Source organism: Nonomuraea sp. ATR24, from assembly GCF_041950485.1.
Lineage (GTDB): Bacteria > Actinomycetota > Actinomycetes > Streptosporangiales > Streptosporangiaceae > Nonomuraea > Nonomuraea ceibae.
The window spans coordinates 99,509-121,969 of record NZ_JBGNUU010000001.1 but is presented as its reverse complement, the minus strand read 5'-3'; the positions used below and the strand labels follow the sequence as shown (position 1 = coordinate 121,969).

23 protein-coding genes are annotated in these 22,461 nt (G+C 72.6%); 16 read left to right on the top strand and 7 right to left on the bottom strand.

Annotated features, from left to right (window positions below):
• Positions 1–138: 138 nt before the first annotated feature.
• Positions 139–669 carry a hypothetical protein gene (locus ACBI99_RS00570; RefSeq protein WP_375071412.1) on the top strand — a complete coding sequence of 177 codons (531 nt, stop codon included), beginning with the start codon at positions 139–141 and terminating at the stop codon, positions 667–669.
• Here ACBI99_RS00570 and ACBI99_RS00565 read toward each other — a convergent pair.
• The 3 genes from ACBI99_RS00565 to ACBI99_RS00555 form a co-directional block, all read right to left on the bottom strand.
• Entirely contained in the window at positions 638–4,000 is a 3,363-nt protein-coding gene (locus ACBI99_RS00565) for a BTAD domain-containing putative transcriptional regulator (RefSeq protein ID WP_219510238.1), read from the bottom strand. The two genes, ACBI99_RS00570 and ACBI99_RS00565, sit on opposite strands and share 32 nt — an antisense overlap.
• Positions 4,001–4,075: 75 nt before the next feature.
• Positions 4,076–5,134 (bottom strand): lysylphosphatidylglycerol synthase domain-containing protein, encoded by a 1,059-nt coding sequence (locus ACBI99_RS00560; protein WP_219510237.1) that lies wholly within the window; start codon positions 5,132–5,134, stop codon positions 4,076–4,078.
• A 25-nt stretch (positions 5,135–5,159) separates the two neighbouring features.
• Complete coding sequence (locus ACBI99_RS00555; RefSeq protein ID WP_375071411.1) at positions 5,160–5,978, bottom strand: PIG-L deacetylase family protein; 819 nt, start codon at positions 5,976–5,978, stop codon at positions 5,160–5,162.
• Between the two features lie 38 nt (positions 5,979–6,016).
• On the opposite strand from ACBI99_RS00555, the gene ACBI99_RS00550 reads away from it, so the two are divergent.
• From ACBI99_RS00550 to ACBI99_RS00540, 3 genes are read left to right on the top strand one after another with little or no spacing between them, the layout of a single operon-like run.
• Positions 6,017–7,123 (top strand): glycosyltransferase family 4 protein, encoded by a 1,107-nt coding sequence (locus ACBI99_RS00550; RefSeq protein ID WP_375071410.1) that lies wholly within the window; start codon positions 6,017–6,019, stop codon positions 7,121–7,123.
• Between the two features lie 14 nt (positions 7,124–7,137).
• On the top strand, positions 7,138–7,380 hold the full coding sequence (locus ACBI99_RS00545; RefSeq protein WP_219510235.1) for a hypothetical protein: 243 nt from the start codon (positions 7,138–7,140) through the stop codon (positions 7,378–7,380).
• A complete protein-coding gene (locus ACBI99_RS00540; protein ID WP_357585625.1) occupies positions 7,377–7,838 on the top strand; it encodes a hypothetical protein in 462 nt (153 codons plus the stop codon). The genes ACBI99_RS00545 and ACBI99_RS00540 overlap by 4 nt, the downstream gene beginning before the upstream one ends.
• A 2-nt stretch (positions 7,839–7,840) precedes the next feature.
• Here ACBI99_RS00540 and ACBI99_RS00535 read toward each other — a convergent pair whose 3' ends face one another.
• Both ACBI99_RS00535 and ACBI99_RS00530 read right to left on the bottom strand, forming a co-directional pair.
• Entirely contained in the window at positions 7,841–9,331 is a 1,491-nt protein-coding gene (locus ACBI99_RS00535) for a DUF2079 domain-containing protein (protein ID WP_308126010.1), read from the bottom strand.
• A gap of 37 nt (positions 9,332–9,368) precedes the next feature.
• Positions 9,369–9,746: a hypothetical protein gene (locus ACBI99_RS00530; RefSeq protein WP_219510233.1), complete on the bottom strand. Its 378-nt coding sequence runs from the start codon at positions 9,744–9,746 to the stop codon at positions 9,369–9,371.
• Positions 9,747–9,866: 120 nt separating this feature from the next.
• Here ACBI99_RS00530 and ACBI99_RS00525 point away from each other — a divergent pair, with 120 nt between their 5' ends.
• Both ACBI99_RS00525 and ACBI99_RS00520 read left to right on the top strand, forming a co-directional pair.
• Positions 9,867–10,961, top strand: a complete 1,095-nt coding sequence (locus ACBI99_RS00525) for an NAD(P)/FAD-dependent oxidoreductase (RefSeq protein WP_357585629.1) — start codon at positions 9,867–9,869, stop codon at positions 10,959–10,961.
• A gap of 62 nt (positions 10,962–11,023) precedes the next feature.
• A complete protein-coding gene (locus ACBI99_RS00520) occupies positions 11,024–12,136 on the top strand; it encodes an SRPBCC family protein (RefSeq protein ID WP_375071409.1) in 1,113 nt (370 codons plus the stop codon).
• Here ACBI99_RS00520 and ACBI99_RS00515 read toward each other — a convergent pair.
• Positions 12,103–12,660 carry a DUF1707 domain-containing protein gene (locus tag ACBI99_RS00515; RefSeq protein ID WP_246646102.1) on the bottom strand — a complete coding sequence of 186 codons (558 nt, stop codon included), beginning with the start codon at positions 12,658–12,660 and terminating at the stop codon, positions 12,103–12,105. The genes ACBI99_RS00520 and ACBI99_RS00515 overlap by 34 nt on opposite strands.
• 180 nt (positions 12,661–12,840) lie before the next feature.
• On the opposite strand from ACBI99_RS00515, the gene ACBI99_RS00510 reads away from it, so the two are divergent.
• Positions 12,841–13,794 carry an anti-sigma factor RsbA family regulatory protein gene (locus ACBI99_RS00510; protein ID WP_219510229.1) on the top strand — a complete coding sequence of 318 codons (954 nt, stop codon included), beginning with the start codon at positions 12,841–12,843 and terminating at the stop codon, positions 13,792–13,794.
• Here ACBI99_RS00510 and ACBI99_RS00505 read toward each other — a convergent pair.
• The gene (locus tag ACBI99_RS00505; protein ID WP_219510228.1) at positions 13,779–14,753 is read right to left on the bottom strand and encodes an aldo/keto reductase; all 975 of its coding nucleotides are present in this window, start codon (positions 14,751–14,753) and stop codon (positions 13,779–13,781) included. The genes ACBI99_RS00510 and ACBI99_RS00505 overlap by 16 nt on opposite strands.
• A 279-nt stretch (positions 14,754–15,032) precedes the next feature.
• Between ACBI99_RS00505 and ACBI99_RS00500 the strand changes: the two genes are divergently transcribed.
• The 9 genes from ACBI99_RS00500 to ACBI99_RS00460 all read left to right on the top strand — a co-directional run bounded on the left by ACBI99_RS00500 (position 15,033) and on the right by ACBI99_RS00460 (position 21,911).
• The gene (locus ACBI99_RS00500; RefSeq protein WP_357585633.1) at positions 15,033–15,659 is read left to right on the top strand and encodes a DUF998 domain-containing protein; all 627 of its coding nucleotides are present in this window, start codon (positions 15,033–15,035) and stop codon (positions 15,657–15,659) included.
• A gap of 81 nt (positions 15,660–15,740) precedes the next feature.
• The gene (locus tag ACBI99_RS00495) at positions 15,741–16,199 is read left to right on the top strand and encodes a universal stress protein (RefSeq protein WP_219510226.1); all 459 of its coding nucleotides are present in this window, start codon (positions 15,741–15,743) and stop codon (positions 16,197–16,199) included.
• Positions 16,200–16,339: 140 nt separating this feature from the next.
• The gene (locus tag ACBI99_RS00490) at positions 16,340–17,653 is read left to right on the top strand and encodes an APC family permease (protein WP_375071407.1); all 1,314 of its coding nucleotides are present in this window, start codon (positions 16,340–16,342) and stop codon (positions 17,651–17,653) included.
• Between the two features lie 119 nt (positions 17,654–17,772).
• The gene (locus ACBI99_RS00485; RefSeq protein WP_219510224.1) at positions 17,773–18,285 is read left to right on the top strand and encodes a TrmH family RNA methyltransferase; all 513 of its coding nucleotides are present in this window, start codon (positions 17,773–17,775) and stop codon (positions 18,283–18,285) included.
• Between the two features lie 45 nt (positions 18,286–18,330).
• Complete coding sequence (locus ACBI99_RS00480) at positions 18,331–18,954, top strand: DsbA family oxidoreductase (protein WP_375071406.1); 624 nt, start codon at positions 18,331–18,333, stop codon at positions 18,952–18,954.
• Between the two features lie 103 nt (positions 18,955–19,057).
• The gene (locus ACBI99_RS00475) at positions 19,058–20,035 is read left to right on the top strand and encodes a phosphotriesterase (protein WP_219510222.1); all 978 of its coding nucleotides are present in this window, start codon (positions 19,058–19,060) and stop codon (positions 20,033–20,035) included.
• 41 nt (positions 20,036–20,076) lie between these two features.
• Positions 20,077–20,463 (top strand): STAS domain-containing protein, encoded by a 387-nt coding sequence (locus ACBI99_RS00470; protein WP_219510221.1) that lies wholly within the window; start codon positions 20,077–20,079, stop codon positions 20,461–20,463.
• Positions 20,464–20,473: 10 nt separating this feature from the next.
• Positions 20,474–21,367 carry an RNA polymerase sigma factor RpoD/SigA gene (locus ACBI99_RS00465; RefSeq protein WP_219510253.1) on the top strand — a complete coding sequence of 298 codons (894 nt, stop codon included), beginning with the start codon at positions 20,474–20,476 and terminating at the stop codon, positions 21,365–21,367.
• A 97-nt stretch (positions 21,368–21,464) separates the two neighbouring features.
• Positions 21,465–21,911 (top strand): hypothetical protein, encoded by a 447-nt coding sequence (locus ACBI99_RS00460; RefSeq protein WP_375071405.1) that lies wholly within the window; start codon positions 21,465–21,467, stop codon positions 21,909–21,911.
• The last annotated feature ends 550 nt before the right edge of the window (positions 21,912–22,461 follow it).

Sequence of the window (22,461 nt, the reverse complement as noted above, 5' to 3'; positions counted from 1 at the left end):
CCCCACGCCAAACCATTAGGTCAGGCTTACCTTAGTTCACCCCTTACGTTACCGCCACAGGCAGGTTGCAAGCGTGTGACAAGCGACGCTCAATACCCGTGCCCCACGCTGGGCGGTGAGCGAAGAGAGGTGCTGACCGTGTTGACCGGGTTGAGCAAGGCGACGAGAAGCAGCCGTACGGCACTGGCCACCGGCGCGGCGAGCGCGGTGAAGTTCCTCGTGGCGGCCCTCGCCTTCGCCGCCGCCTACGCCGGCCTGACCGCGTACGGCGCCGCGAGCTCCGCGCCGCTGCCCGCGCCCGCCCCCGCCCGGGCGGTCACCCTGCCGGCACGCACAGTGCCCGCCGCGCTGCCCGCCGCGGTGCCCGGCGAGGTCACGGTCACCGCCCTCGACAGCGCGCCGGACTGCCTGAAGACGTTCCTGGCCCGTACGGTGATCGTCAACCCCGACCCCGACGAGGCCGTCTCCTACCGCTGGCGGCTGGCCCGCTGGAACCCCGGCACCAACACCTGGGGCACCTATCTGGTGCACTACTCCGGGTTCGCGGGAGCCGAGGAGAGCGCCGCCTGGGACCCGGCCATCTCCGCCAACCCCGGCTGGTATCGCGTCGAGCTCAAGGCCGAGGGGCGCGAGGCGATCAGGAGCGACCGCTTCCAGGTGAGCTGCTGACCGAGCGCTGCGCCGCCTCCACCCAGCGCGGCACCCCGATCCGGTGCGCCACCTCCAGCGCCTTGCCGTAGTGCTCGCGGGCGGCGGCCGGCTGACCCAGCCGGATCGCCAGGTCGCCCAGCGTCAGCGCCACCGGCCACAGCGCCACGACCCCGGTGCCGGCGCCCGCCACCCGGTCGGCGAACGGCTTGAGCTTGTCGTAGCAGTCGACCATTCGCTCCCGGTCGTCGAGCAGCATCCCGGCCAGCGCCCGCCACGTCATCGCGAGCTCGTACAGGAAGTCGGGCCGCACCGGCGGGCGGACGGCGGCGACCGCCTTGGCGTCGGCCACGTGACCGGCCGAGGCGAGCGCCAGCGCGTAGGCGTCGAGGGTCCACTTCGCGCCGCGCTGGTGGGCCTCGGCCAGGAGCTCGACCGTCTCGGCCGCCCGGCCGTCGACCAGGTGCAGGCAGAACGTGGTGATCAGCGGCAGGTCCTGGCGGCCCTCCAGCATGCCCGCCCGCGCCGTCATCCGGGCCGCGTCGCGATAGGCCCGCTCGGCGCCCGTGTAGTCGCCGGCGATCATCTGCCGCTGCCCGGAATACCAGGCGTGGACGGCGGCCGGGGCCGGCAGGTCGTACTGCCGGGCCAGCCGGTCGGCGGCGGCAGCGTGCTCGTCGGCGACGCCGAACTCGCCGCGCGCCGCCGCGCACTCCAGCAGCACCAGATGGGCCAGCGCCTGGGTGGCGACCTGGCCGGAGCGCTGGGCCACGTCGAGCAGCTCGCGGCCGATGCTCTCGCGGGTGTCGACGGCCGGGATGTCGTAGGACTGGCGCAGCCGCCCGCTCAGCGCGACCGCGATCAGCACCGGGTCGCCGCTCTGCCGGGCCACCTCCAGCGCCTCCAGCGACGCCTGCCGGCCCCGCTCGGGCGAGGAGGAGCCCTCCAGCTCCAGCGCCAGCGTGGTGAGCAGGCTGGCCCGCAGCTGCTGCTCGCCCTCGGGCAGCTCGCTCAGCGCCCGCTCGGTGACGTCGACGATCTCCCACGCGGTGCGGGTGAAGTCACGCGCCATGCCCTTGTGCGGCACCGCGAGCGCCGCCGCGACCCGCGCGGTCAGCTCCAGGTCGCCCAGCGGCAGCGCGGCGTCCATCGCCTCGCGGCGCAACAGCCGGGCCGTGTGCATGTCGCCGCACAGCGCCAGCGCCTTGATCCGGCGCAGCATGAGCCGCAGCCGCTGCTTGGTGTCGCCGCCGGTGCGGTCGAAGGCGGCGATGGCCTGCTCCCACAGCGTCGCCGCCTCGCGGTGCGCGAAGCGCCGCTCGGCCTGCTCGGCGGCCAGCCCCGAGTAGTGCACCGCCTTGTCGGCGGCGTCGGCCAGGAAGTAGTGGTGGGCCAGCGCGGCCACGTCGGACGGCGCCCGCCGCTCGATCACCGCCGCCACGGCCGCGTGCAGCCGGGTGCGGCGCAGCCGCGAGGCGTCGGAGTAGAGGGTGTCGCGCACCAGGTCGTGGTCGAACCGCAGCAGCCCGGGGCCCGGCTCGGTCACCAGCCCGGCCAGCAGCGCCGCCTCGACCGCCTCCACCACGGCGTCCTCGTCGCCGGCCACGTCGACCAGCACGTCCACGTCCACGTCGCGGCCGATCACCGCCGCCTGCAGCAGGATCTGCTGCGCACCGGCGGGCAGCCGGGAGACGCGCCGCCGCAGCACGTCCCGCACCCCCGAGGGCACCCGCGACAGCACCTCGGCCGCGCTCGCCCGGTCGGCCGCGCCCTCGGCGTCGAGCAGCCGGACGGTCTCGCGGACGAAGAACGGGTTGCCGCCGGTGCGCTCGACGATCGACTCGACGGCGTCCTCGTCGATCTCGCGCACGCAGGTGGCCCGGACCAGCTCGGCCACGGCCTTCGGGGCGAGCCCGGACAGGCCCACCCGGACCGGGCCCAGCCTGGCCAGCGCGGCCAGCACGTCGGCCTGCCGGTCGTCGAGCTCGCTCTCGCGGCAGGTGACCACGAGCAGCACCCGGCTGGTGGCCAGCAGGCTCGGCAGCGCGCGCAGCAGCGCCAGCGTCTGGTCGTCGGCCCAGTGCAGGTCCTCCAGCGTGAGCAGCACCGGGGCCCGGCGCGCGACGCCCGCCAGGTAGCCGCCGACGGCCCGGTGCAGCCGGAACCCGCCGGACACCTCGTCGTCGTCGGGCGCGGGCGCGGCGTCGTCCAGCAGCGGGGCCAGGAGCTGCGCGTACTCGCCCGCGCCGGTCGTGCCGACGAGCGCGCGCAGGATCTCCACCCAGGCCCAGCCGGGCGGGGTGGCGCTGGAGTCGGGGCAGGCGCCGGAGGAGGTCATCCAGCCGTCGGCGGTCAGCCTGCTCTGCAACTGGCGCAGCAGCGTCGTCTTGCCCGCCCCGGCGACGCCGGTGACGATCGCCACCTGGAAGCGGCCGGTGCGGGCGGCGGCCGTGGTCAGCCTCGACAGCTCGGCGTCACGGCCGACGAACGGCTCGGGCTCCAGCGGCGGCGGCTCGATCGGGGTGGCGGGCCTGGGCGGCCACGTGTCGGCGGGCGGCACCGGTCGCGACGGGCGGGGCGGCGGGGCCAGCTCCAGCTCGGGCGCCTGGGCGAGGATGTCGGACTCCAGCTTGCGCAGCGCCGGCCCGGGGTCGATGCCGAGCTCGTCGGCCAGGATGTTGCGCGCCCGGCGCAGCGCCGCCAGCGCGTCGCCCTGCCGGCCGCACCGGTAGAGGCCCAGGCCGAGCAGCCGCCAGCCCTCCTCGCGCAGCGGGTGCTCGGTGGTGAGCGCCTCCAGGTCGGGCACGGTCTCGGCGGGCATGCCCAGGCGCAGGCCGGTGTCGGCATGCCGCTCGCGGGCCACCAGCCGCAGCTCGGTCAGCCGGTTGACCTCGGCCTCGGCCCACTGCTGGTCGGCGAAGTCGGAGTAGGGGGTGCCGCGCCACAGGCCCAGCGCCTTCTCCAGGCGGCCGCGCGCGGCCTGCGGGTCGCCGTCGTCGAGGTGCTCGCCCGCCGTCCGGACGAGCTGCTCGAAGCGGAGCGCGTCGACCTGCTCGGGCGCCACCCGCAGCGCGTAGCCCGAGGCGACGGTCACCAGCAGCCGGTTGGGCCCACCGCGCGGGCGGCCCGGCTCCAGCACCCGGCGCAGCCGCGAGATGTAGACCTGCAGCCCCGACTGGGCGCCCTTGGCGGTGTCGTCGTCCCACAGGTCGTACAGCAGCGTGTCGACGGGCACCACCTGGCCCCTGGCCACGAGAAGCCGGGCGAGCACGGCCCGTTGCCGCAACCCGCCGAGGTCGAGTTCGTCGTTTTCGTACGCCTCGACTGGCCCCAGAACTCGGAACGCCACCATGTCAGCCGCCACGCTATGCGCGCTTCCGAATCACGCACAAGGCCCGGGGTTGATTACGTGGAGGGTTCGGGATAGTCACTGGGGGGCCTTCGAGATCGTGGACGGGGGATCCGCTGCGGCGCCTCGGCTGTTGCGCCTGCGCAGGAGCGCCCACGCCCCCAGCGCGAGGCCGCCGAACGGGATCTCGATAGTGTAAGTCCAGAAACCGAAGAGCAGTGCGGCGGCCGTCGCCGGCGGGGCCGCCACGCCGAACGTGGTCAGCAGCACGACCACCCCCGACTCCATGATCCCGGCGCCGCTCGGCGTGACGAGCACCGCCGTGAGCACCCGCGACAGCGCGAAGACGGCGATCGACTCGGCGAGCCCCGGCCAGGCGCCGGTGGCCAGCATGCAGGCGGCCATGATCGCCCACTGGAAGCCGAGGAAGAACACCATGCCGAACGACATGATCGGCCACCGGGTCCGCACGACGGTGGCGGTGTCGTGGCGCAGCCTCTCGAACGCCTGCGACGGGCGGACCTTGAGCCGCACCAGCCTGGCCAGGAAGTCGAGCCCCCGGCCCAGCACGGCGGCGGCCCGGTCCCAGTAGAGGGCGGCGGCGACCACCGCGCACAGGGCCAGGATCGAGATCGCGCCGACCCAGCCGGCGTTGGCCACGGTCGCGTTGGGCGCCTGCCCGGCCAGCAGCAGCGCGATGATCCCGACGGCCGGCAGGATGAACCTGAACAGCGTGTTCCAGATCCCGCTGACGAGCGTCATGACCACGATCGGCCGGTTGGCGAACCCCCAGCCCCTGGTCATCGCGAACGTCAGCGCCACCCCGGCCGCGCCGCCGAACGGCAGCAGGTTGCTGACCGCGCTCCCGGCGGCGTTGAGCGTGAGCGCCTGCGTGTGGCCCAGCCCCGGCAGCGACCCGGTCAGCACGAACGTGTAGGCGAGCAGGCTCAGCAGCCACACGGCCGTCATCAGCGCGATCATGCCGGCGTCGAGCGTGCCGAACACGGCGCCGATCTCCTGCCAGGAGACGGGCTTGCCGGTCAGCGTCTGCACGATCTGCGGCAGATAGACCACCAGCAGCACCGCGAGCCCGAGCGACAGGACGGACAGCGTGATCTGGAGCCACTTGTTCTTCATCGGAGCCCAGTCTGCCGGTAGCCGGCTACTTGGGCCATCGGTCGAAGGGATGACGCAGCCTCGTACCCGGGGGCAGGTCGCGGCGGACGAACCACTCGGTGCCGAACACCAGCCGGTAGAGCGGCCCCGGCACCTTGAGCATCACGGCCAGCGTGCGGTCGGTGTCGCCGCCGGTCGCCTGCGAGGCGTGGGCCTCCATCGACGCCCGCTTCTGCCGGGCGTAGCGGCGCACGTTGACGCGGTGGGTGATGGTCTCGCCGGAGGAGTAGGCGCTCTCGAACGTGCGCACGTCGAACTCCGGCGGGAACCGGTAGACCTTGCCCGCCGCCTTGAGCAGCTTGACCAGCGGGTCGCGGTTGACCGTCGCCTCCAGCACGACCCGCGTGCCGGCGATCTCCGCCGCGCGCCTGCCCACCCGGTGCACCTGCACGTGGTCGGGATGGCCGTAGCCGCCCGCCGGGTCGTAGATCGACAGCAGGTCGGCGCTCTCCTCCTGGAGGATGGCGGCCAGCGCGGTGGCGGCCTTCTCCGTGTCGGCGTCGATGAAGGCGTTGTCGGGCCGCTCCTCGGCGATGCCGCCCTTCGGGCTCAGCCCCGAGTCGCCGTAGCCCAGGCACTCGACGCGGGCGCAGCCGAGCGCGGCGGCCGAGGCGTAGAGCTCCTTCATGCGGGTCTCGCCGAGCGCCTCGCCCGGCCGGATCTCCGCCAGGCCGCGCTCGCCCGCGGTGGCCACCACGAGCACCACGCGGTGCCCTTCGGCCGCGAGCATCGCCATCGTGCCCGCCGTCAGCAGGGCCTCGTCGTCGGGGTGGGCATGGAAGAACACAGCGGTACGTGGAGGCACAGGCCCAGATTAGTCTGGGAGGGGTGCGGATCTTTCACGTGAGTGACTGTTACCTGCCGAGACTCGGGGGAATCGAGGTGCAGGTCGCCGATCTCGTGCGAATGCAGCGCGAGTCCGGACACGAGGTGGAGCTGGCCACCGCCACCCGGGGCGAGGCGCTGCCCGGTGTGCACCGGATCGTGGCGCGTGTCCCGTTCGACCTGCCGGTGCACCCGGCGGGCGTGAGGCATCTCACCCGCCGCCTGGCCGGGTCCCGGCCCGACGTGGTGCACGTGCACACGGGGGCCGTATCGCCGTTCGCCTGGCAGGGCGTGCGCGCCGCCGTCCGGCTCGGGCTGCCGTGCGTGGTGACGGTCCACAGCATGTGGGATCCGGTCACGCGCGCCCTCTACCGGCTGCTCGGCACGGCGTACGGGTGGCAGCGGTGGGGGCTGGTGGCCACCACGGTCAGCAACGCGGCGGCGGTCCCGATCCGCGCGGTCGCCGGGCCCCGGGTGCCGGTGCACGTGGTGTCCAACGGGCTGGACCTGTCGGGCTGGCGCCGCTTCCCCGCCGAGAGCGGCCCCGACGACCGGGGCGAGGTGCACGTCGTGGCCGTCGGCAGGCTGGCCCCGCGCAAGCATCCGGTACGCCTGCTCAAGCTGCTGGAGCTGGCCAGGTCGCGGGTCCCGGCGGAGATCCCGCTGCGCGCGACCGTGGTCGGCGACGGCCCGGCCCGCGCCTCGATGGAGCGCTACCTGGCCCGGCACGGCATGACCGGCTGGGTGTCGCTGCCGGGCCGCCACACCCGCGAGCAGATCGCCAAGGTGCTGGAGTCGGCCGACGTGTTCGTAGCCCCGGCGCCGCGCGAGTCGTTCGGCATCGCCGCCCTGGAGGCGCGCGCGGCCGGGCTGCCGGTGGTGGCGCGGTCGCAGAGCGGGGTGGCCGACTTCGTCAGCGACGGCACCGAGGGCCTGCTCGGCCCTGACGTGAACGCGCTGGCCGACGCCGTGGCCAGGCTCAGCGTGGACCGCGAGCTGCGCGAGCGGATCACCCGGCACAACCGCGCCACACCGCCGGCGGCGGGCTCGTGGCCCGCGGTCCTGGCCGGGTTCGACCGCGCCTACGCCGAGGCGGCCGCCCGCCCGACAGCCCGCCCGAATTGAGGTATATTGTTACCATGGTAACAGCGGAGCGGACCCAGACCGGCCTCCGGGTGGAGAAGAACCTGCTCAAGGTCCTCAAGGGGCTGGCGGAATACCTGGACATGTCCCTGGGCGACCTCGTCGAGGGCATCACGCTCCACGCCTTCGAGGGGCGGGCGCCGTTCTCGCCCGAGACGCTCGGCAAGATCGACCAGCTCAAGTCCGTCTACGGCCTCACCCTGACCGCCGACGACGCGCACCGGCTGGTCACCCGGTGACGGGGGTGCAGTATTCGCTCAGCGGCCTGGTCGCGGTGCCGCTGCCGCCCGCCGAGGCGCTGCTGCTGTTCACGCCGCGCGGCGAGGAGCGCTGGGTCAAGGGCTGGCGGCCGCGCTTCCCGATGCCCGCCGACGACGACTGCGCGCCCGGCACGGTCTTCGAGACCGACACCCACGGCGAGCGCACCACCTGGATCGTGGTCGACCGCCAGGAGGGCCGCCGCGTCTGCTACGCCCGCGTCACCCCCGGCTCCCGGGCCGGCACGGTCACCGTGACCGTCACCGGCGACACCCGGGGCGGCAGCACGGCCGAGGTCGTCTACGACCTCACCGCCCTGTCCCCGCAGGGCGCCCGCGAGCTGCGCGGGTTCGCTGACGGCTACGCCGACTACCTGCGCGGCTGGCAGACCGCCATCGCCGAGCACCTCAGCGCGCCCGAGGCCGTGACCCCCGGCTGAGGTCATGGAGCCCGGTTGAGCACCACGTAGCCGTCGCGCTCGAACACCTTCGTGTAGCCCTCCGCCATCAGCCTGCCCACCTGGGCGAACTGCTCCTCGGCGGTGCCGAACGGGAACTCCCAGCGGGCCGTGTCGGCCACCACCCAGGGCGCGCCCTGCGGCCGTCCCGTCCACAGCAGGACCGTGGCGCGGCTGCTCAGGGCGGGCCCGACGGAGTTGGCCGCCTCGACCGTCACCCCCGACGGCACGTGCGCGACCGCCGCCTCGGCCGCGGCCGTCTTGACCGGGTCGCCCTTGTAGAAGGCGGGATGGTAGAGCTGGTCCAGGGCGAACCTCGGCACCAGCGTGACCGCCACCGCGCACACCGCCACCGCCCACGCCAGCGTCAGCGACCGGTCGCCGGGCCGCTTGACCCAGCGCAGCAGCCGGGCCAGCCCGTCCACGCCCGCGCAGAACAGGATCGCCACCGTGAAGGCGTTGTACTGGAAGTCCGCCTGCCACCACAGATGACGGTCGGCCAGCATGCGTTCGAGCACATGCGGCAGCGCCACCAGCGACAGCGGCGACAGCAGGCACAGCAGCAGCGTCGGCCACGCCAGCAGGAACAGCGTGTCGACCTTGGCCTCCTCGCTGAAGGGCAGCAGCAGCGCGGCGAGCGGATCGCGCAGCATCGTCAGCACCGCGCCCGGCACGTCCGGCCCGAGATGGCCGTAGGCCCAGAAGTCGGACGCCTGCCCGCCCAGCATCGGGACGAGCGCGCCCCGGGTCAGCATCACCCCGCCCAGCCCCACGGCCGCGCAGCACACGCCGCGGAAGCGGTCGCCCACGGCGAACAGGTAGGCGCCGAACCCGATCACCATCAGCCCCATGTCCTCCTTGACCAGGAGGAGCGTGAACAGGGCCACGAAGGCGGGCAGGTGCCGGCCGGCCTGGTAGCGCTCGATCGCGACGGCGGTCAGCAGCGGCACGAACATGACCTCGTGCGCGTCGAACGCCACCGCCTGCGCCACCGGCCACGACAGCGCGTAGGCCAGCGCGACCAGGTAGGCGGGGCCGAGACCCAGCACGCGGCGGGTGAACAGCCAGATGAACGGGATCGCCGCCGCGAACAGCAGCGCCTGCGCCACGATCAGCGACCCGGGCCCGTCGTGCACCCAGTAGAAAGGCGCCAGCAGCGCGTAGATGGGCGAGAAGTGGTCGGCGAGCTGGAGGTAGTCCAGCCCCCGGTCGTGGAAGGCGCCGAGGACCGGCGCGTACGGGAGCCGGAAGGACGCGTAGTTGCGCACGGTCTGGTCGAGGATGACCAGGTCGAAGGTGCTGGTGCGGTAGGTGGCCAGCTCCACCAGGCCGATCACGGCGTACGCGACGGCCGACACCAGGCTGAGGAGCCCGACCCGCAGGCGGTCGCCCCTCAGCCAGGGGTTGAACCGGGTCATGAAACCGGAGAGAGTGGCGCCGACCTTGGGCCGCCCCACCAGCGTGTCGCCCGTCACGGGCAGCAAGACTAGACCGGTTTCATGCGGAACGTCATCAGCTGCAGGCGCCCTGGATCTTCGTCGCGGAGCTCTGGAGCTTGGTGACGGCGTCCATGGCGGCGGTCGGGTTCGCAGCGTCGATCTTGATGCTCTCCATGCCGCTGGCCATCTCGTCGAGGGCCGAGCGGAGCTCGCCGTCATAGTCGGCGGCCAGGGTCTTGATCTTGCCGGCGGCCTCCTGGCCGGCCTTCTCCATGGCGGAGGGGTCGGTGGCGGCGCCCGCGACCGAGGTGCTGAAGCCGTTCATGATCGTGGTGACCTCGCTGGCGACCTTGTTGCAGTCGACCGCGGTGCCGATCGCGCCGCACGCGGTGGTGAGGCCGGCAAGGGTGAGCGTCGCGATCGCGATCGCGATGCGGCGAGGGGGAGTCATGGTCTTGCCCTTCGTTGGTGTAGGAACGAGGGGACAGTATGGCGCAAACCTTGACCGACGCTTGCACCCCACTAGCATCATCGATATCAAGCCGACGTAAAGCGGGTATCTGTCCTCTTCGTGAGAGTGGTCGTGATCGGGGCGGGCGTGGCGGGTCTCGCTCTCGCGCGCGCTCTGATGGGCGGCGGGCACGAGGTCGAGGTGTTCGAGGAGGCCCCGGAGCCGCGCACGGCCGGCGGGTCCGTCACGCTCTGGCCGGGCAGCACCGCGATCCTGCGCGAGCTCGGCATCGACGCCGCCGCCGCCGGGCGGCGGCTGGAGACGCTGGAGTCCTGGTCGGCGCGGGGGCGGATGCTCAGCGCCGCCGACCTCACCGACGCCGAGCGCGCCTACGGCCATCCCACCGTGCACGTGGCGCGCGGCGAGCTGGTCGCGCTGCTCGCCGAGGGCGTCCCGGTCACGTACGGCGCCGCCGCCGAGGACGTCGACCCAGGCGGCGCGCGTGCGCGGCTGGCCGGCGGCCGGACGGTCCGCGGCGACGTGCTGGTGGGCGCGGACGGGCGCCGGTCGGCGGTCCGGCACGCCATGCTGGGCGGCGATCCCGCGCGGCTCAGCGGCTGGGCGACCTGGCAGGGGTTCACCACCGAGCCGACCCCGCTCATCTCCGCGGGCCGGGCCGTCCTGATCTCCGGCGAGGGCGGGCTGTGCGGGCTGATCCCGGCGGGCGGCGGGCGGCTGCTGTGGTGGTTCGACGTGCGCACGGCTCCCGGCAGGCCGCTGTGGGGCGACGACCCCGACCCGGTGGGGAAGCTGCGGCGGCTGTTCGGCGACCTGCCCGACCCGGTGCCGCGCATCCTCGCCACGATGACCGCGCCCGAGTTCTTCCCGCACCACACGTGGAAGATCCCGGACGTGTGGGGGCACGGGCCGACCACGCTGGCCGGCGACTCGGCGCACACCATGCCGCCGACCCTGGCGCAGGGCGCCAACCAGGCGCTGGAGGACGCCTGGCTGCTGGCGCGCTCGGTCACCGGCGACCTGCGCGCCTACGAGCGGGCCCGCGCCAGGATGGTGCGCCGCTCGGCCGTGCTCGCCGGGATCGAGATCACCAACCGGCACGAGCCGCTGGCCCGGCTGGTGCCGAAACGGGTCGCGACCGGCCTGTGCACCCGGTGGCTCAGGTGGGCCAGCGGCTACCTCTTGACAGCCTCCTAGGCCGAGCTGACTATTTCGCATATAGGGCAACTCGGTGCGTATTACGCAACAAGGAGTGTCTGTTGACCAGCACATCGAGCCTGATCTCCACGCTGCCCGGACGCTCCTACACCGACCCCGAGGTGTTCGCCCGCGAGCAGGCCCTGATCTTCGAATCGCTCTGGTTCTGCGCGGTCAGATCCGCCGAGCTCGCCGCCCCGGGCGCGTTCCGTACCGTCCAGGCCGGGCGCGAGAGCGTCATCGTGGTGCGGGGCCGCGACGGGCTGCTGCGGGCCTTCCTCAACGTCTGCCGGCACCGCGGCGCGCGGCTGTGCCTGGAGGAGGGCGGCGAGATCAGGCGGACGATCCGGTGCGCCTACCACGCCTGGTCCTACGACCTCGACGGCACGCTGGCGGCGGCGCCCAACCTGGCGAGGATGCCGGACGTCGACCGGGTCGCCTACGGCCTGGTGCCCGTGGCGCTGCGCGAATGGCTCGGCTACGCGTGGATCTGCCTGGCCGACGAGCCGCCACCGTTCGAGGAGAGCGTGACCCACGCCGCCACCGAACGGCTCGGCGACCCGGCCGCCATCGATCGCTACCACGCCGACGAGCTCGCCGTGGGCCGCCGCGTCCGCTACGACGTGCGCGCCAACTGGAAGCTCATCGTCGAGAACTTCATGGAGTGCTACCACTGCGCGACCATCCACCCCGAGCTCACGGCGGTGCTGCCGGAGTTCGCCGGAGGATACGCGGCCCAGTACTACGTCGGGCACGGCGCCGCGTTCGCCGAGCGGGCCGAGGGGTTCACCGTCGACGGCGCCGCCGGGTTCGGCAAGCTGCCCGACGTCGCGCCCGAGCAGGACCGGCGCTACTACGCGGTCACCGTCAAGCCGCAGGTCTTCGTCAATTTGGTGCCCGACCACGTGATCGTGCACCGGATGTTCCCGCTGGCCGCCGACCGCACGATCGTGGAGTGCGACTGGCTCTACCACCCCGACGTGGTCGCCTCGGGGGCCGACCTGTCGCGCTCCGTCGAGCTGTTCCACCGGGTCAACGAGCAGGACTTCGACGCCTGCGAGCGGACCCAGCTCGGCATGTCGTCACGCGCCTACGCCGACGGCGGCGTGCTGGTGCCCAGCGAGCACCACATCTCCGCGTTTCACGACTGGGTGAACCAGCGCTTGCGCGGATAGCGGACCGCGAGCGCGCCGTACTTGGTCTCGCCCGTCACCACCACGTGCAGCACCCCGGGCCGCTGACGCCCGGGCACGTCGGCGGTGGACGTGGTGCCGTACGTGGTGCGGAACCCGTCGACGTTGGCCGAGGCGCCCGGCGGCAGCACGATCTTGGCCGAGCCGTACTTGAGGTCGAGCTCGACCTCCACCACGGGATGGGCGATGACCGCCTGGCTGAAATCGAGGTGGACGCCGCCGTGCTTGGAGACGGCACGCAGCCGGCGCGGCACCGCCCAGTCGCCGGCGCGCTTGAGCTCGTCATGCTTGGTCTCCAGCACGACCACGTCGTCGGCCTGCGGCGTGTCGGCGGGCAGGTCCTCGACGACCTTGACCAGGTCGCTCTGAACCTTGGCACTCAGCGCCCGTTCGAGCCGGTCCTCCAGCTCGAACTGGTCCAGACGCCCCTCGGTGAAGGCGCGCTGCAACTGCTGGGTGACGAGTTCCCGATCCGCGTCGGATGCGCGGATCTGCATTTCCGACATGTCTTGAGCATAGGGTCGCATCGGTCAGAACGGGAGTGGACGGCCTGCGGGGGTACGCAGATCGAGGGGGAGCGGGCGGCGAGGGGGCCGGGGCCGCTGTACGATCTGAAGTCTCTTCACACTGAATAGCTACCCAACACTCGGCCTTGATGACACCAACGCCGGGTAGCGTGAAAGGCGATGTTGGCAGACCCGTTCGTGCACCCGGCACTCTTCTACAGAGGCGATCGGGAATACGTTGCTGCCACGACCCGGTTCATCCGCGAGGGCCTGGACGCCGGCGAGCCCGTGGCCGTCGCCGTTCCGGCGCGTAACCTCGAGCTGATCGAGGCCGTGCTGGGCGCCGATGCCGCCCGTGTGACCATGCTCGACATGCTCAAGGCGGGGCGCAATCCCGGGCGGATCATCCCCGGCGTGCTGCGCGACTTCGCCGACCGCCATCCCGGCGAGCACGTGCGCATCATCGGCGAGCCGATCTGGCCCGGGCGCAGCGCGACCGAATACCCGGCGTGCGCCCAGCACGAGGCGCTGATCAACTACGCGTTCCGGGGCAGGCAGGTCACGATCCTGTGCCCGTACGACCTGGACGGGCTCGATCCCGAGGTCATCCGCGAGGCCGAGCTCACCCACCCCGTGCTGCTCGACGAGGAGGGGGAGCGCATCAGCGACCTCTACGCTCCTCAGGCGGTCGTCGACGGGCACAACCGCCCGCTCGACGAGCCGGGCGAGCACGTCGCGCTCCGCTTCGACCGCCACAACCTGGCGGCGGCCCGCCTGCTCGCCGGTGAGGTGGGCGACAAGCTGGGGTTCACCGGCGAGCGGCTCGACGACATCCGGCTGGTCGTCGCCGAGCTCAGCGCCAACAGCCTCGACCACGGCGGCGGCGCCGGCGTGATCCGCGTGTGGCACGCCGACGGCCGGCTGGTCTGCGAGGTGAGCGACGCCGGGCACATCACCGACCCGCTGGCCGGGCGCGCCCCCGTCGACCCGCGCGTGCCCGGCTCGCGCGGCCTGCTCATCGTCAACCTGCTGAGCGACCTCGTCCGCGTGCACACCCGGGCCGGAGCCACCGCCATCCGGGCCTACTTCGACCTGCCCGGACGGCGCTCCGTGCCCGCTCAGGACTCCAGGTAGGCCATGTCGGCGTAACGGTCGCCGCGCACCGCGTCGGCGGGCACCGCCCGCTCCAGCGCGGCGAGCTGCTCGGAGGTCAGCTCGATGTCCGCCGCCGCCGCGTTCTCCTCCAGGTAGCGCAGCCGCTTGGTGCCCGGGATCGGCACCACGTCGCGCCCCTGGGCGAGCACCCAGGCCAGCGCGAGCTGCGCCGTCGTCACCCCGGCCGCCTCGGCGATCCTGGTGACCTCGGCGACCATGGCGGCGTTGTGCTCGGCGTTCTGTCCCGTGTTGCGCGGCATCCACTTGCGGAAGTCGTCGTCGGGCAGCTCGTCGGCCGGCGGCATGGCGCCGGTGAGGAAGCCCCGGCTGATCGGCGAATAGGCGACCAGCGCCACGCCCAGCTCGCGGGCCGTGGGCAGGATCTCCGCCTCCAGGCCCCGGGTGAACAGCGAGTATTCGCTCTGCAGCGCGGCGATCGGGTGCACGGCCGCCGCCCGGCGCAGCGTCGCCGCGCTCACCTCCGACAGCCCGAGATGGCGGACCTTGCCCTGCTGGACCAGCTCGGCCATCGCGCCGACCGAGTCCTCGACGGGCACGTCCGGGTTGCGGCGGTGCATGTAGTAGAGGTCGATGTGGTCGACGCCGAGCCGGCGCAGCGAGGCGTCGCAGGCCGTCCGGATGTAGTCGGGGCTGTTCTCGATCGTGCGGGCGCCGCCGGCGCGGTTCACGCCGAACTTGGTGGCGAGCACGACCTCGTCCCGGCGGCCCTTGATCGCCCGGCCCACCAGCTCCTCGTTGTGCCCGCTGCCGTACATGTCGGCGGTGTCCAGAAAATTCATGCCCAGGTCGAGGGCGCGGTGAATGACCGAGATCGACTCCGCCTCGTCGCCCTTGCCGTAGAACTCCGACATGCCCATGCAGCCCAGCCCCAGAGCCGAGACCTCCGGGCCGTCCGTGCCGAGTGTGCGCCTGTTCATCCGTGTCCCCTGTACATGTCGATCGTGTGGTCCAGGGCCGCTCCCCGACCGCCTCCGGGCCTTCCTGAGCAGCTCATGCATCCAGGGTCGCCCTTTGAGCGCGCTCTAAGTCAAATCCCTACTCCCCCTGAGGGGGCAATCCCTACCAGGGTCTGTATCCCCGCAGGTCATCATGCCCCTGACAGGGGTATCAAGACCGAAGTAGTAGGGGATTCCTCAGGGCCCGCCGGGGGTGATCTCCGATACTCCGCGAAGCCGGATTCCGCCACGTTTGTAGGCATGAAGGGTTTGCTTGTCAGCGGATTCACGGCCATCGGCACCGGCGCGGGCGCCATGTTCACCCTGCACGCCGAGACGGGCCTGGACCCGATGCACACGGTGATCAGCGAGTACGCCTTCCAGGCGGCCGGCTGGCTGCTGCCGCTGTCGCTGACCCTGTTCGCGGTGGGCTCGACGCTGATCGCCGAGGCCGTGCGCCGGGCCGGGGCGGACCGCCGCGTCGTCGCCCTGCTGCTGGTGTGGGGCGCGAGCATGTTCCTCATCGGCGCGTTCCCGACCGACCCGCCCGGCGTCGAGCTGTCGCTGTCGGGCGCCGTCCACCGCTACGCCGCCTTCGTCGCCTTCCTGGTCATGCCCGTCGCGGGACTGCTGCTGGCCAGGGCCCGCGTCCGCCACGCCCGCGCCGTCCGCGTGCTCAGCACCATCGCCCTGGTCGCCCTGGTCGCCGTCGTGATCCCGTACGTGGTCCGGATGTTCGGCATCCCGCTGGCCAACGAGGACTTCCCCGCCGGGCTGATCCAGCGCACCGTGGTCGTCACCGAGCTCGCCGTCCTCGCCCTGGCCGGGATGTCGGCGCTCAACCCCGCCCCCCGCCGCGTGCCCGCCCTCGCCCGCCCCCTTGCCTGAGCCCTTGCCTGAGCAGGAGTGAACGGCTCTCCCTCGGTTAGAGGGGGAGCCTGACACTTTGCTTTGCACGGAGGTATCGGCATGACCATCCTGATCGCCTACGACGGCTCCGACGACGCCAAGGCCGCCATCGCCTTCGCCGGCAAGATGTTCCCCGGCCGGCACGCGGTGGTGCTGACCGTGTGGGAGCGGCTGGCGATGACCTCCGCCCGGGCGTCCGCCGGGCTCATCATGACGATCGACAACTCAGCCGCCGAGGACGAGGCCATCGGCAAGGCCATGCGCGAGCTCGCCGAGCACGGCGCCTCCCTCGCCACCGAGGCCGGCCTGGACGCCACCCCGCGCTGCTCCTCCGACGCCGTGGCCGTCTGGGCCACGATCGTCGACACGGCCGACGAGCTGGACGCCGAGCTGATCGTCACCGGCACCCGGGGGCTCGGCGGTGTGCGCTCGCTCCTGCTGGGCAGCACCTCCGACCGCGTCCTGCACCACTCCCGCCGCCCCGTCCTCGTCGTCCCCGGACCGGAGTCCGGGGCCTGATCTTCCCCGTCCTCTGTCCGGGGGTTGATCGTCCCCGGAGCCCACCGTCCACCCACACCCGCTGGGCTCCGGGGCGCTCGTCGAAACGCCGCCCGCCATTTCCCCCGCGTATCCCGGGCCGATGGGAAAGTGTCGGCCCGATGGTGCAGAGTTGCCTCCTGGAACGAGGAGGGCGCGTGGCCGCAGGGCTGGCGAGAAGGTTGGCCACCGGCGACGCGGTGGTCGTCGGGCTCAGTGCCATGGTGGGCGCCGGCGTGTTCGCGGCCTTCGCCCCCGCCGCGCGGGCGGCCGGCACGTGGCTGCTCGCCGCGCTCGCCCTGGCCGGCCTGGTGGCCTACTGCAACGCGACCTCCTCGGCGCGCCTGGCCGCGCTCTACCCCGAGTCCGGCGGCACGTACGTCTACGGCAGGCGTCGCCTCGGCCCGTTCTGGGGCTACCTCGCGGGCTGGGGCTTCACGATCGGCAAGACCGCCTCCTGCGCCGCGATGGCGCTCACCTTCGGCGCCTATGCGGCCCCCGCGCTCGCCCGCCCGCTGGCCATCGCCGCCGTGGTGGTGCTCACCGCGCTCAACCTGTTCGGGGTGCAGCGCTCCGCCGCCGCGGCCCGGGTGATGGTGGCGTTCGTCCTGCTGGTGCTGGCCGGGGTCGTCGTGGCGGCCTTCGCGGGCGGCACGCCCGGCGCTTCCCAGGTCACGGCCCAGGCCGCCGGGGCGCCCGCCGGCCTGGCCGCCCCCGGGCTCTGGGGAGTGCTCCAGGGCGCCGGGCTGCTGTTCTTCGCGTTCGCCGGATATGCGCGGATCGCCACGCTGGGGGAGGAGGTGCGCGATCCCGCCCGGACCATCCCGCGTGCCATCGGCATCGCGCTGGCCGTCACGTTCGTCGTCTACGCCCTGGTGGCGGTGGCCGCGCTCGGCACGCTGACCGCGTGGGGGCTGGCGGGCTCCGGCGCGCCGCTGGCCGACGTGGTGAGCGCGGCCGGGGCGGAGTGGATGCGGCCGGTGGTCGTCGCCGGCGCGGCGGTGGCGGCCCTCGGCGCGCTGCTCGCGCTCATGCTCGGGGTGTCGCGCACGGTCCTGGCGATGGCCAGGGAGCGTGACCTGCCCGGCGTGTTCGCCGCCGTCCACCCCGGAGCGCAGGTGCCGCGCCGGGCCGAGCTCGCCGTCGCGGCGGCGGTGACCGTCCTGCTGCTGGTCGCCGACCTGCGCGGGGCCATCGGGTTCTCCTCCTTCGGCGTGCTCGTCTACTACGCCGTCGCCAACGCCTCCGCGTTCACCCTGCGCCGCGACGAGGGCGCGCCGCCGAAGGCCGTGCCGGTGCTCGGGCTGGCCCTGTGCCTGCTGCTCGCCGCCACCCTCCCGCTCGCCTCCGTGCTCGCGGGCCTGGCCGTCTTCGCGGCCGGCGCCGTCCTCTGGGCCGTACGGCACCGGCTCCGGCAGGGCCGGCCGTCACCCTGACGCGCCTGGGCCGGGCGGGTCCGGCCGCGTTATGCTGGAGGCTCCCGTCGATGGCTCGGGCGTGCCGCTGAAAGCGCCCATCACATGAAGACCTCCGCGGAGGAGATCCGCCCGCGCGCATGAGCGGGGTCAGGGTCCGTACGAGCAAGGACCTCAAGTCCGCCCGGCGGCGACGGCCACCCCGGTGCCTGGGGCACCTGACCGTCGCGCCGCTGTGGCCGATGCACACCGCCAATCTGGGCACGCTGCTGCGCACCTGCGACGCCGTCGGCGCGTGCCTGGCCGTGCCCCGGCTGCCGTGGGTGCCGGAGGCGCTGGCCAAGGGCAACACGCTGCGCGCCGGGGCCTGCGTCCACTGGGTGCGGCCGCTGCGCTGGCTCGCCGAACGGCGCGAGCGGGGCGAGCAGGTCGTCGGCGTCGAGCTGGCCGAGGAGGCCGTCCGGCTGGCCGACCTGCCCATGGCCAGGCAGCCGACCGTCGTCGTGCTCGGCCACGAGGCCGACGGCATCCCGCCCGAGGCGCTCGACCTGCTCGACCTGGTCGTCGAGATCCCCATGATCGGCACCGGCGCGAGCCTGAACGTGGCCGTCGCCGGGTCGCTCGTCCTCTACAAGCTGGCCGGGTTCAGCTGAGCCGAAGTTGACCCCAACCGTGGTTGAGGTTGCAGGATCGGGCGCATGAAGGTGGAAATCTACGCCGATGTGCTCTGTCCGTGGTGCTACATCGGCAAGAGGCGGTTGGCGGCCGCCCTGGAGACGGTCGCCGGCCGGGAGTCCGTCGAGCTCGTCTGGCGCGCCTACGAGCTGGCGCCGGAGCAGGGCCGCGTCCCCGGCCCGACCGCCGCCGAGGCGATGAGCGAATGGTGGGGCGACCAGGCGCCGGCCAGGGTCGCGCACATCCAGGCCCTGGGCGCGGCCGAGGGCCTGGAGCTCAACCTGGGGCTGGCCAGGCCGGTGAGCACGTTCGACGCGCACCGGCTCAACCTCCTCGCCGCCCGGCACGGGCTGGCCGCCGAGATGATGGAACGGCTGCTGCGCGCCTACCACACCGAGGGCCTGAACGTGGCCGACCCGGACGTGCTGCGCCGCCTCGGCGCGGAGGCGGGCCTGGACGCCGGCGAAGTCGACGCGGTGCTGACCGGCGACGCGCACGCCGACGACGTACGCGCCGACCGGCGCAGCGCGGCCGAGCGGGGCATCACGGGCGTCCCGACCCTGGTGATCGACGGCGGCCCGCCGGTCCCCGGCGTCCAACCCGTCGCCGACCTGCGCCGCCTGCTGGAGCTCGCGCTGGCCAGGTGATCCCCGCCGGGCGCTCGCCGCGGGGTTGCCGGGCGCGTACGTTGACGTGCATGTGAGGCGGCTTTACATTGGCGCGGTCGGCCCAGCAGGCACGGAGGCCCCCATGACCACAGTCAGCACCGTCCGCGGGCCCGTCGAGGCCGACCGGCTCGGCCAGACGCTCATGCACGAGCACGTGTTCGTCACCTCCACCGAGCACCTGGACAACTACGGCAAAGGCGCCTGGTGGGACGAGGAATACCGGGTCGCCGACGCGATCACGAAGCTGAACGCGGTGGCGGCCAAGGGGGTCAGGACGATCGTCGACCCCACGGTGTGGGGGCTCGGGCGCTACATCCCCCGCATCCAGCGCATAGCGGCTGAAGTGCCCGATCTGCACATCATCGTCGCCACCGGCCTCTACACCTTCGACGAACTGCCCCACCAGTACGAGCACCGGGGGCCGGGGCTGCTCATCGACATGCCGGACCCGATGATCGAGGACTTCGTCCGCGACCTGACCGAAGGCATCGCCGACACGGGCGTCAAGGCGGCGTTCCTCAAGTGCGTCGTCGAGCACAAGGGCCTGACGCCCGGCGTCGAGCGGGTCTGCCGCGCCGTCGCCCAGGCCCACCTGCGCACCGGCGCGCCGATCACCGTCCACACGAACTCGTTCACCCAGAGCGGGCTCCCGGCGCTCGACCTGTTCGCCGAGGAGGGCGTGAACCTGGCCAAGGTCGTGGTCGGCCACGCCGGTGACAGTAACGATTTGGATTACTTGATGAAGCTGGCCGACACCGGCGCCACGCTCGGCATGGACCGGTTCGGGCTCGACCTCTACAACCCGACGGCGCAGCGCGTGGCCACGATCGCCGCGCTGTGCCGCCGCGGCTACGCCGACCGGATGGTGCTCAGCCACGACGCCGCCTGCTTCAACGACTACTTTCCCGAGGCCTGGGACGAGACCCGCGGCGCCCTGGCGCCCAACTGGAGATACGATCACATCCACGACGACGTGCTGGCCGCGCTGACGGAGTCTGGTGTGACCGGCGAGCAGATCGAACGGATGCTGGTGTTCAACCCCCGTCAACTGTTCTCGTAAAGTGGGGGGAAGGTAAGAGCAACGCAGGTAGGTGGAACTGGGTGACTTCGGACCAGGCCTTGTCGATCAGCCTCGGGCTTCAGGGGCCGTGTGTCATCGCAAGGCTGACCGGCGACTTCGATTTCGGCTCCGCGGCCGAGGTCCGTGATCGCGTCACCAAGGCGCTCGACCTGACCCAGCCGCCGATGCTTGTCATCGACATGCAGGCCGTCGCGGTCTGCGACTCCTCGGGCCTGTCCGTCCTGGTCTACCTGCACAAGGCCGTCACCGCGTCCGGCGGACGGCTGCTGCTGTCCGGGCTCAACGGCAGGTGCAAGCACCTGTTCGCGATCACCGCGCTCGACAAGTTCTTCGACATCCGCACCACCGCCGAGCTCGCCATCGCCGAACTCAGCGAAGACGGGAATTCACCGCCGTTTACCGGGTAGTTGCCTCGGCATGCCGGTCCAAGAGCCCGATCTGCTCGGCCTTTACCTGAAGCAGATCGGCACGACCCCCTTGCTCACCGCCGCGGACGAAGTGGAGCTGGCTCAGCGGATCGAAGCCGGGCTGTACGCCGGGCACCTCATCGGCTCCGGCGCGGGCACCGCCGAGCTCGACGTCGTCCGCCGCGACGGCCAGCGTGCCAAGGACCTGCTCATCGGGTCCAACCTCCGGCTGGTGGTCGCCGCCGCCCGACGCTACGCCCACCGCGGGCTGCCGCTCGTCGACGTCATCCAGGAGGGCAACCTCGGGCTGATCAGGGCGGTGGAGAAGTTCGACTACCGGCGCGGCTACAAGTTCTCCACGTACGCGATGTGGTGGATCCGCCAGGCGATCGAACGGGGCATCCACGACAAGAGCCGCACCGTACGGCTGCCCGTCCACGTGGCGGAGGAGCTGGCGCGGCTGCTGCGGGCCGAACGCGCGCTCGCCGCCTCGCTCGGCCGCACACCCGGCGACGACGAGCTGGCCGAGGCCGCCGGGCGCACGCCGGAGCAGGTGGCGGGGCTGCGCGGGCTCGCCAGGGACCCGGTCAGCCTGGACACGCCCGTCGGCGAGAACGGCGAGAGCAGCATCGGCGACCTGCTCGCCGACGAGGACGGGCCGCAGGTGCAGGAGCTGGCCGAGCGGCGGGCGCTGAGCGTCTCGGTGAACGAGGTGATCACGTCGCTGCCGCCGAGGGAGGCGGTGATCCTCAGGCTCAGGTACGGGCTCGCCGGGGAAGAGGTCTGGACATATAGCGATATTGCGCGACAAATGGGGCTGACCCGGGAGCGGATCCGCCAACTGGAGAAGCAGGCGCTCAAGCGGCTCAGCAAGGACGGGCCGCTGCTCGCCTGGGCTTCGTAACCGTCCCGCTCCTTGATGTCGCCCGGCTGCCGGTGGTCAATGGAGATGCCGCCTTCAACTGGGGGAGGCGGCTGAACCGGTTCGCCATGGGGGCAACATGATCAGAAGTCTTGCCGGCGCGCTCTTAATCGCCACGGCCGCCGCGGGAGTGCTCGTCCCACCCGCCGAGGCCGCTACCACGCGGGCCGGCGCCACCGCGTCCGTCACCGAGGCCGCGGCCGCCGTCGCGGCGAAACCGCACCTCATCCGCTACAAGATTTACTTCGGCCGGTGCAAGGACACCTGCCGCATCAAGGTCCGCATCACCAACACATCCAGCAAGCGCCTCTACTCGGTGAGCGTGAACGCTCGCCTCAAGGTCAACAACCGTAAGGTCGGATCCTGCCACGACTACGTCGGCCAGATCCGACCCAAGGGCGTCCGGTGGGGCGGATGCACCGTCCGGACCAGATCGCTGTCGAAGATGTGGAACCGCTGGCTCGACGGTGAGATCCGCTTCGACAAGCAGGTCAACACCGTCGTGCACTACGAGTATTACCGCTGACCCTGCTGCGTCGTCAGGCGGTGATCATCAGGGCGAGACCGATGAGCACCACGATCGGCACGACCCAGACGACAGCCTCGGCGGCGAACTCCTTGTACATGCAGAATCAATCTCCCTGTGCAACGCCCGAGCGGGGGCAGCGTAAACGTCACTGCGCAGCATAGCCGTCCCCGCGCCATGCGCAGAGCCCACCATCCGGCCACCCACCCGCGCCCGGGTTCGCGTGAGGGGCTCGGCACGACGCCCACCCCTTACGAGGCCCGCGTACGACGACCCGACCACCCCTTCGTGCGGTCGGGTGACGGCCGGTCCGGCCGCCCGCCCTCCTCCAGGGAGAGGGCGTCCGGACGGGCGGGCCGTCCGCCTCTCCGAGGGGAGGGGGCGTCCGGGCCGCCGCCCCTCCGGGGATTCGGGCGTCCAGTGGGTTTTTCGTCCCGCCGGGGGTGGGCGTCGGGTCGGATCGGCTCGCCCTTTCTCCGGGGAGAGGGCGTCCTGACGGGCGGGCCGTCCGCCCCCCGGGGGGCGTCCGGGAAGGGCCGCCCCTCCGTCC

Excerpts from the sequence above, each read along its gene's own strand:
- ACBI99_RS00565 (WP_219510238.1), bottom strand. The coding sequence starts at position 4,000 with ATGGTGGCGTTCCGAGTTCTGGGGCCAGTCGAGGCGTACGAAAACGAC.
- ACBI99_RS00560 (WP_219510237.1), bottom strand. The coding sequence starts at position 5,134 with ATGAAGAACAAGTGGCTCCAGATCACGCTGTCCGTCCTGTCGCTCGGG.
- ACBI99_RS00545 (WP_219510235.1), top strand. The coding sequence starts at position 7,138 with ATGGTAACAGCGGAGCGGACCCAGACCGGCCTCCGGGTGGAGAAGAAC.
- ACBI99_RS00530 (WP_219510233.1), bottom strand. The coding sequence starts at position 9,746 with ATGACTCCCCCTCGCCGCATCGCGATCGCGATCGCGACGCTCACCCTT.
- ACBI99_RS00515 (WP_246646102.1), bottom strand. The coding sequence starts at position 12,660 with ATGTCGGAAATGCAGATCCGCGCATCCGACGCGGATCGGGAACTCGTC.
- ACBI99_RS00510 (WP_219510229.1), top strand. The coding sequence starts at position 12,841 with ATGTTGGCAGACCCGTTCGTGCACCCGGCACTCTTCTACAGAGGCGAT.
- ACBI99_RS00505 (WP_219510228.1), bottom strand. The coding sequence starts at position 14,753 with ATGAACAGGCGCACACTCGGCACGGACGGCCCGGAGGTCTCGGCTCTG.
- ACBI99_RS00500 (WP_357585633.1), top strand. The coding sequence starts at position 15,033 with ATGAAGGGTTTGCTTGTCAGCGGATTCACGGCCATCGGCACCGGCGCG.
- ACBI99_RS00495 (WP_219510226.1), top strand. The coding sequence starts at position 15,741 with ATGACCATCCTGATCGCCTACGACGGCTCCGACGACGCCAAGGCCGCC.
- ACBI99_RS00490 (WP_375071407.1), top strand. The coding sequence starts at position 16,340 with ATGGTGCAGAGTTGCCTCCTGGAACGAGGAGGGCGCGTGGCCGCAGGG.
- ACBI99_RS00485 (WP_219510224.1), top strand. The coding sequence starts at position 17,773 with ATGAGCGGGGTCAGGGTCCGTACGAGCAAGGACCTCAAGTCCGCCCGG.
- ACBI99_RS00480 (WP_375071406.1), top strand. The coding sequence starts at position 18,331 with ATGAAGGTGGAAATCTACGCCGATGTGCTCTGTCCGTGGTGCTACATC.
- ACBI99_RS00475 (WP_219510222.1), top strand. The coding sequence starts at position 19,058 with ATGACCACAGTCAGCACCGTCCGCGGGCCCGTCGAGGCCGACCGGCTC.
- ACBI99_RS00465 (WP_219510253.1), top strand. The coding sequence starts at position 20,474 with ATGCCGGTCCAAGAGCCCGATCTGCTCGGCCTTTACCTGAAGCAGATC.
- ACBI99_RS00460 (WP_375071405.1), top strand. The coding sequence starts at position 21,465 with ATGATCAGAAGTCTTGCCGGCGCGCTCTTAATCGCCACGGCCGCCGCG.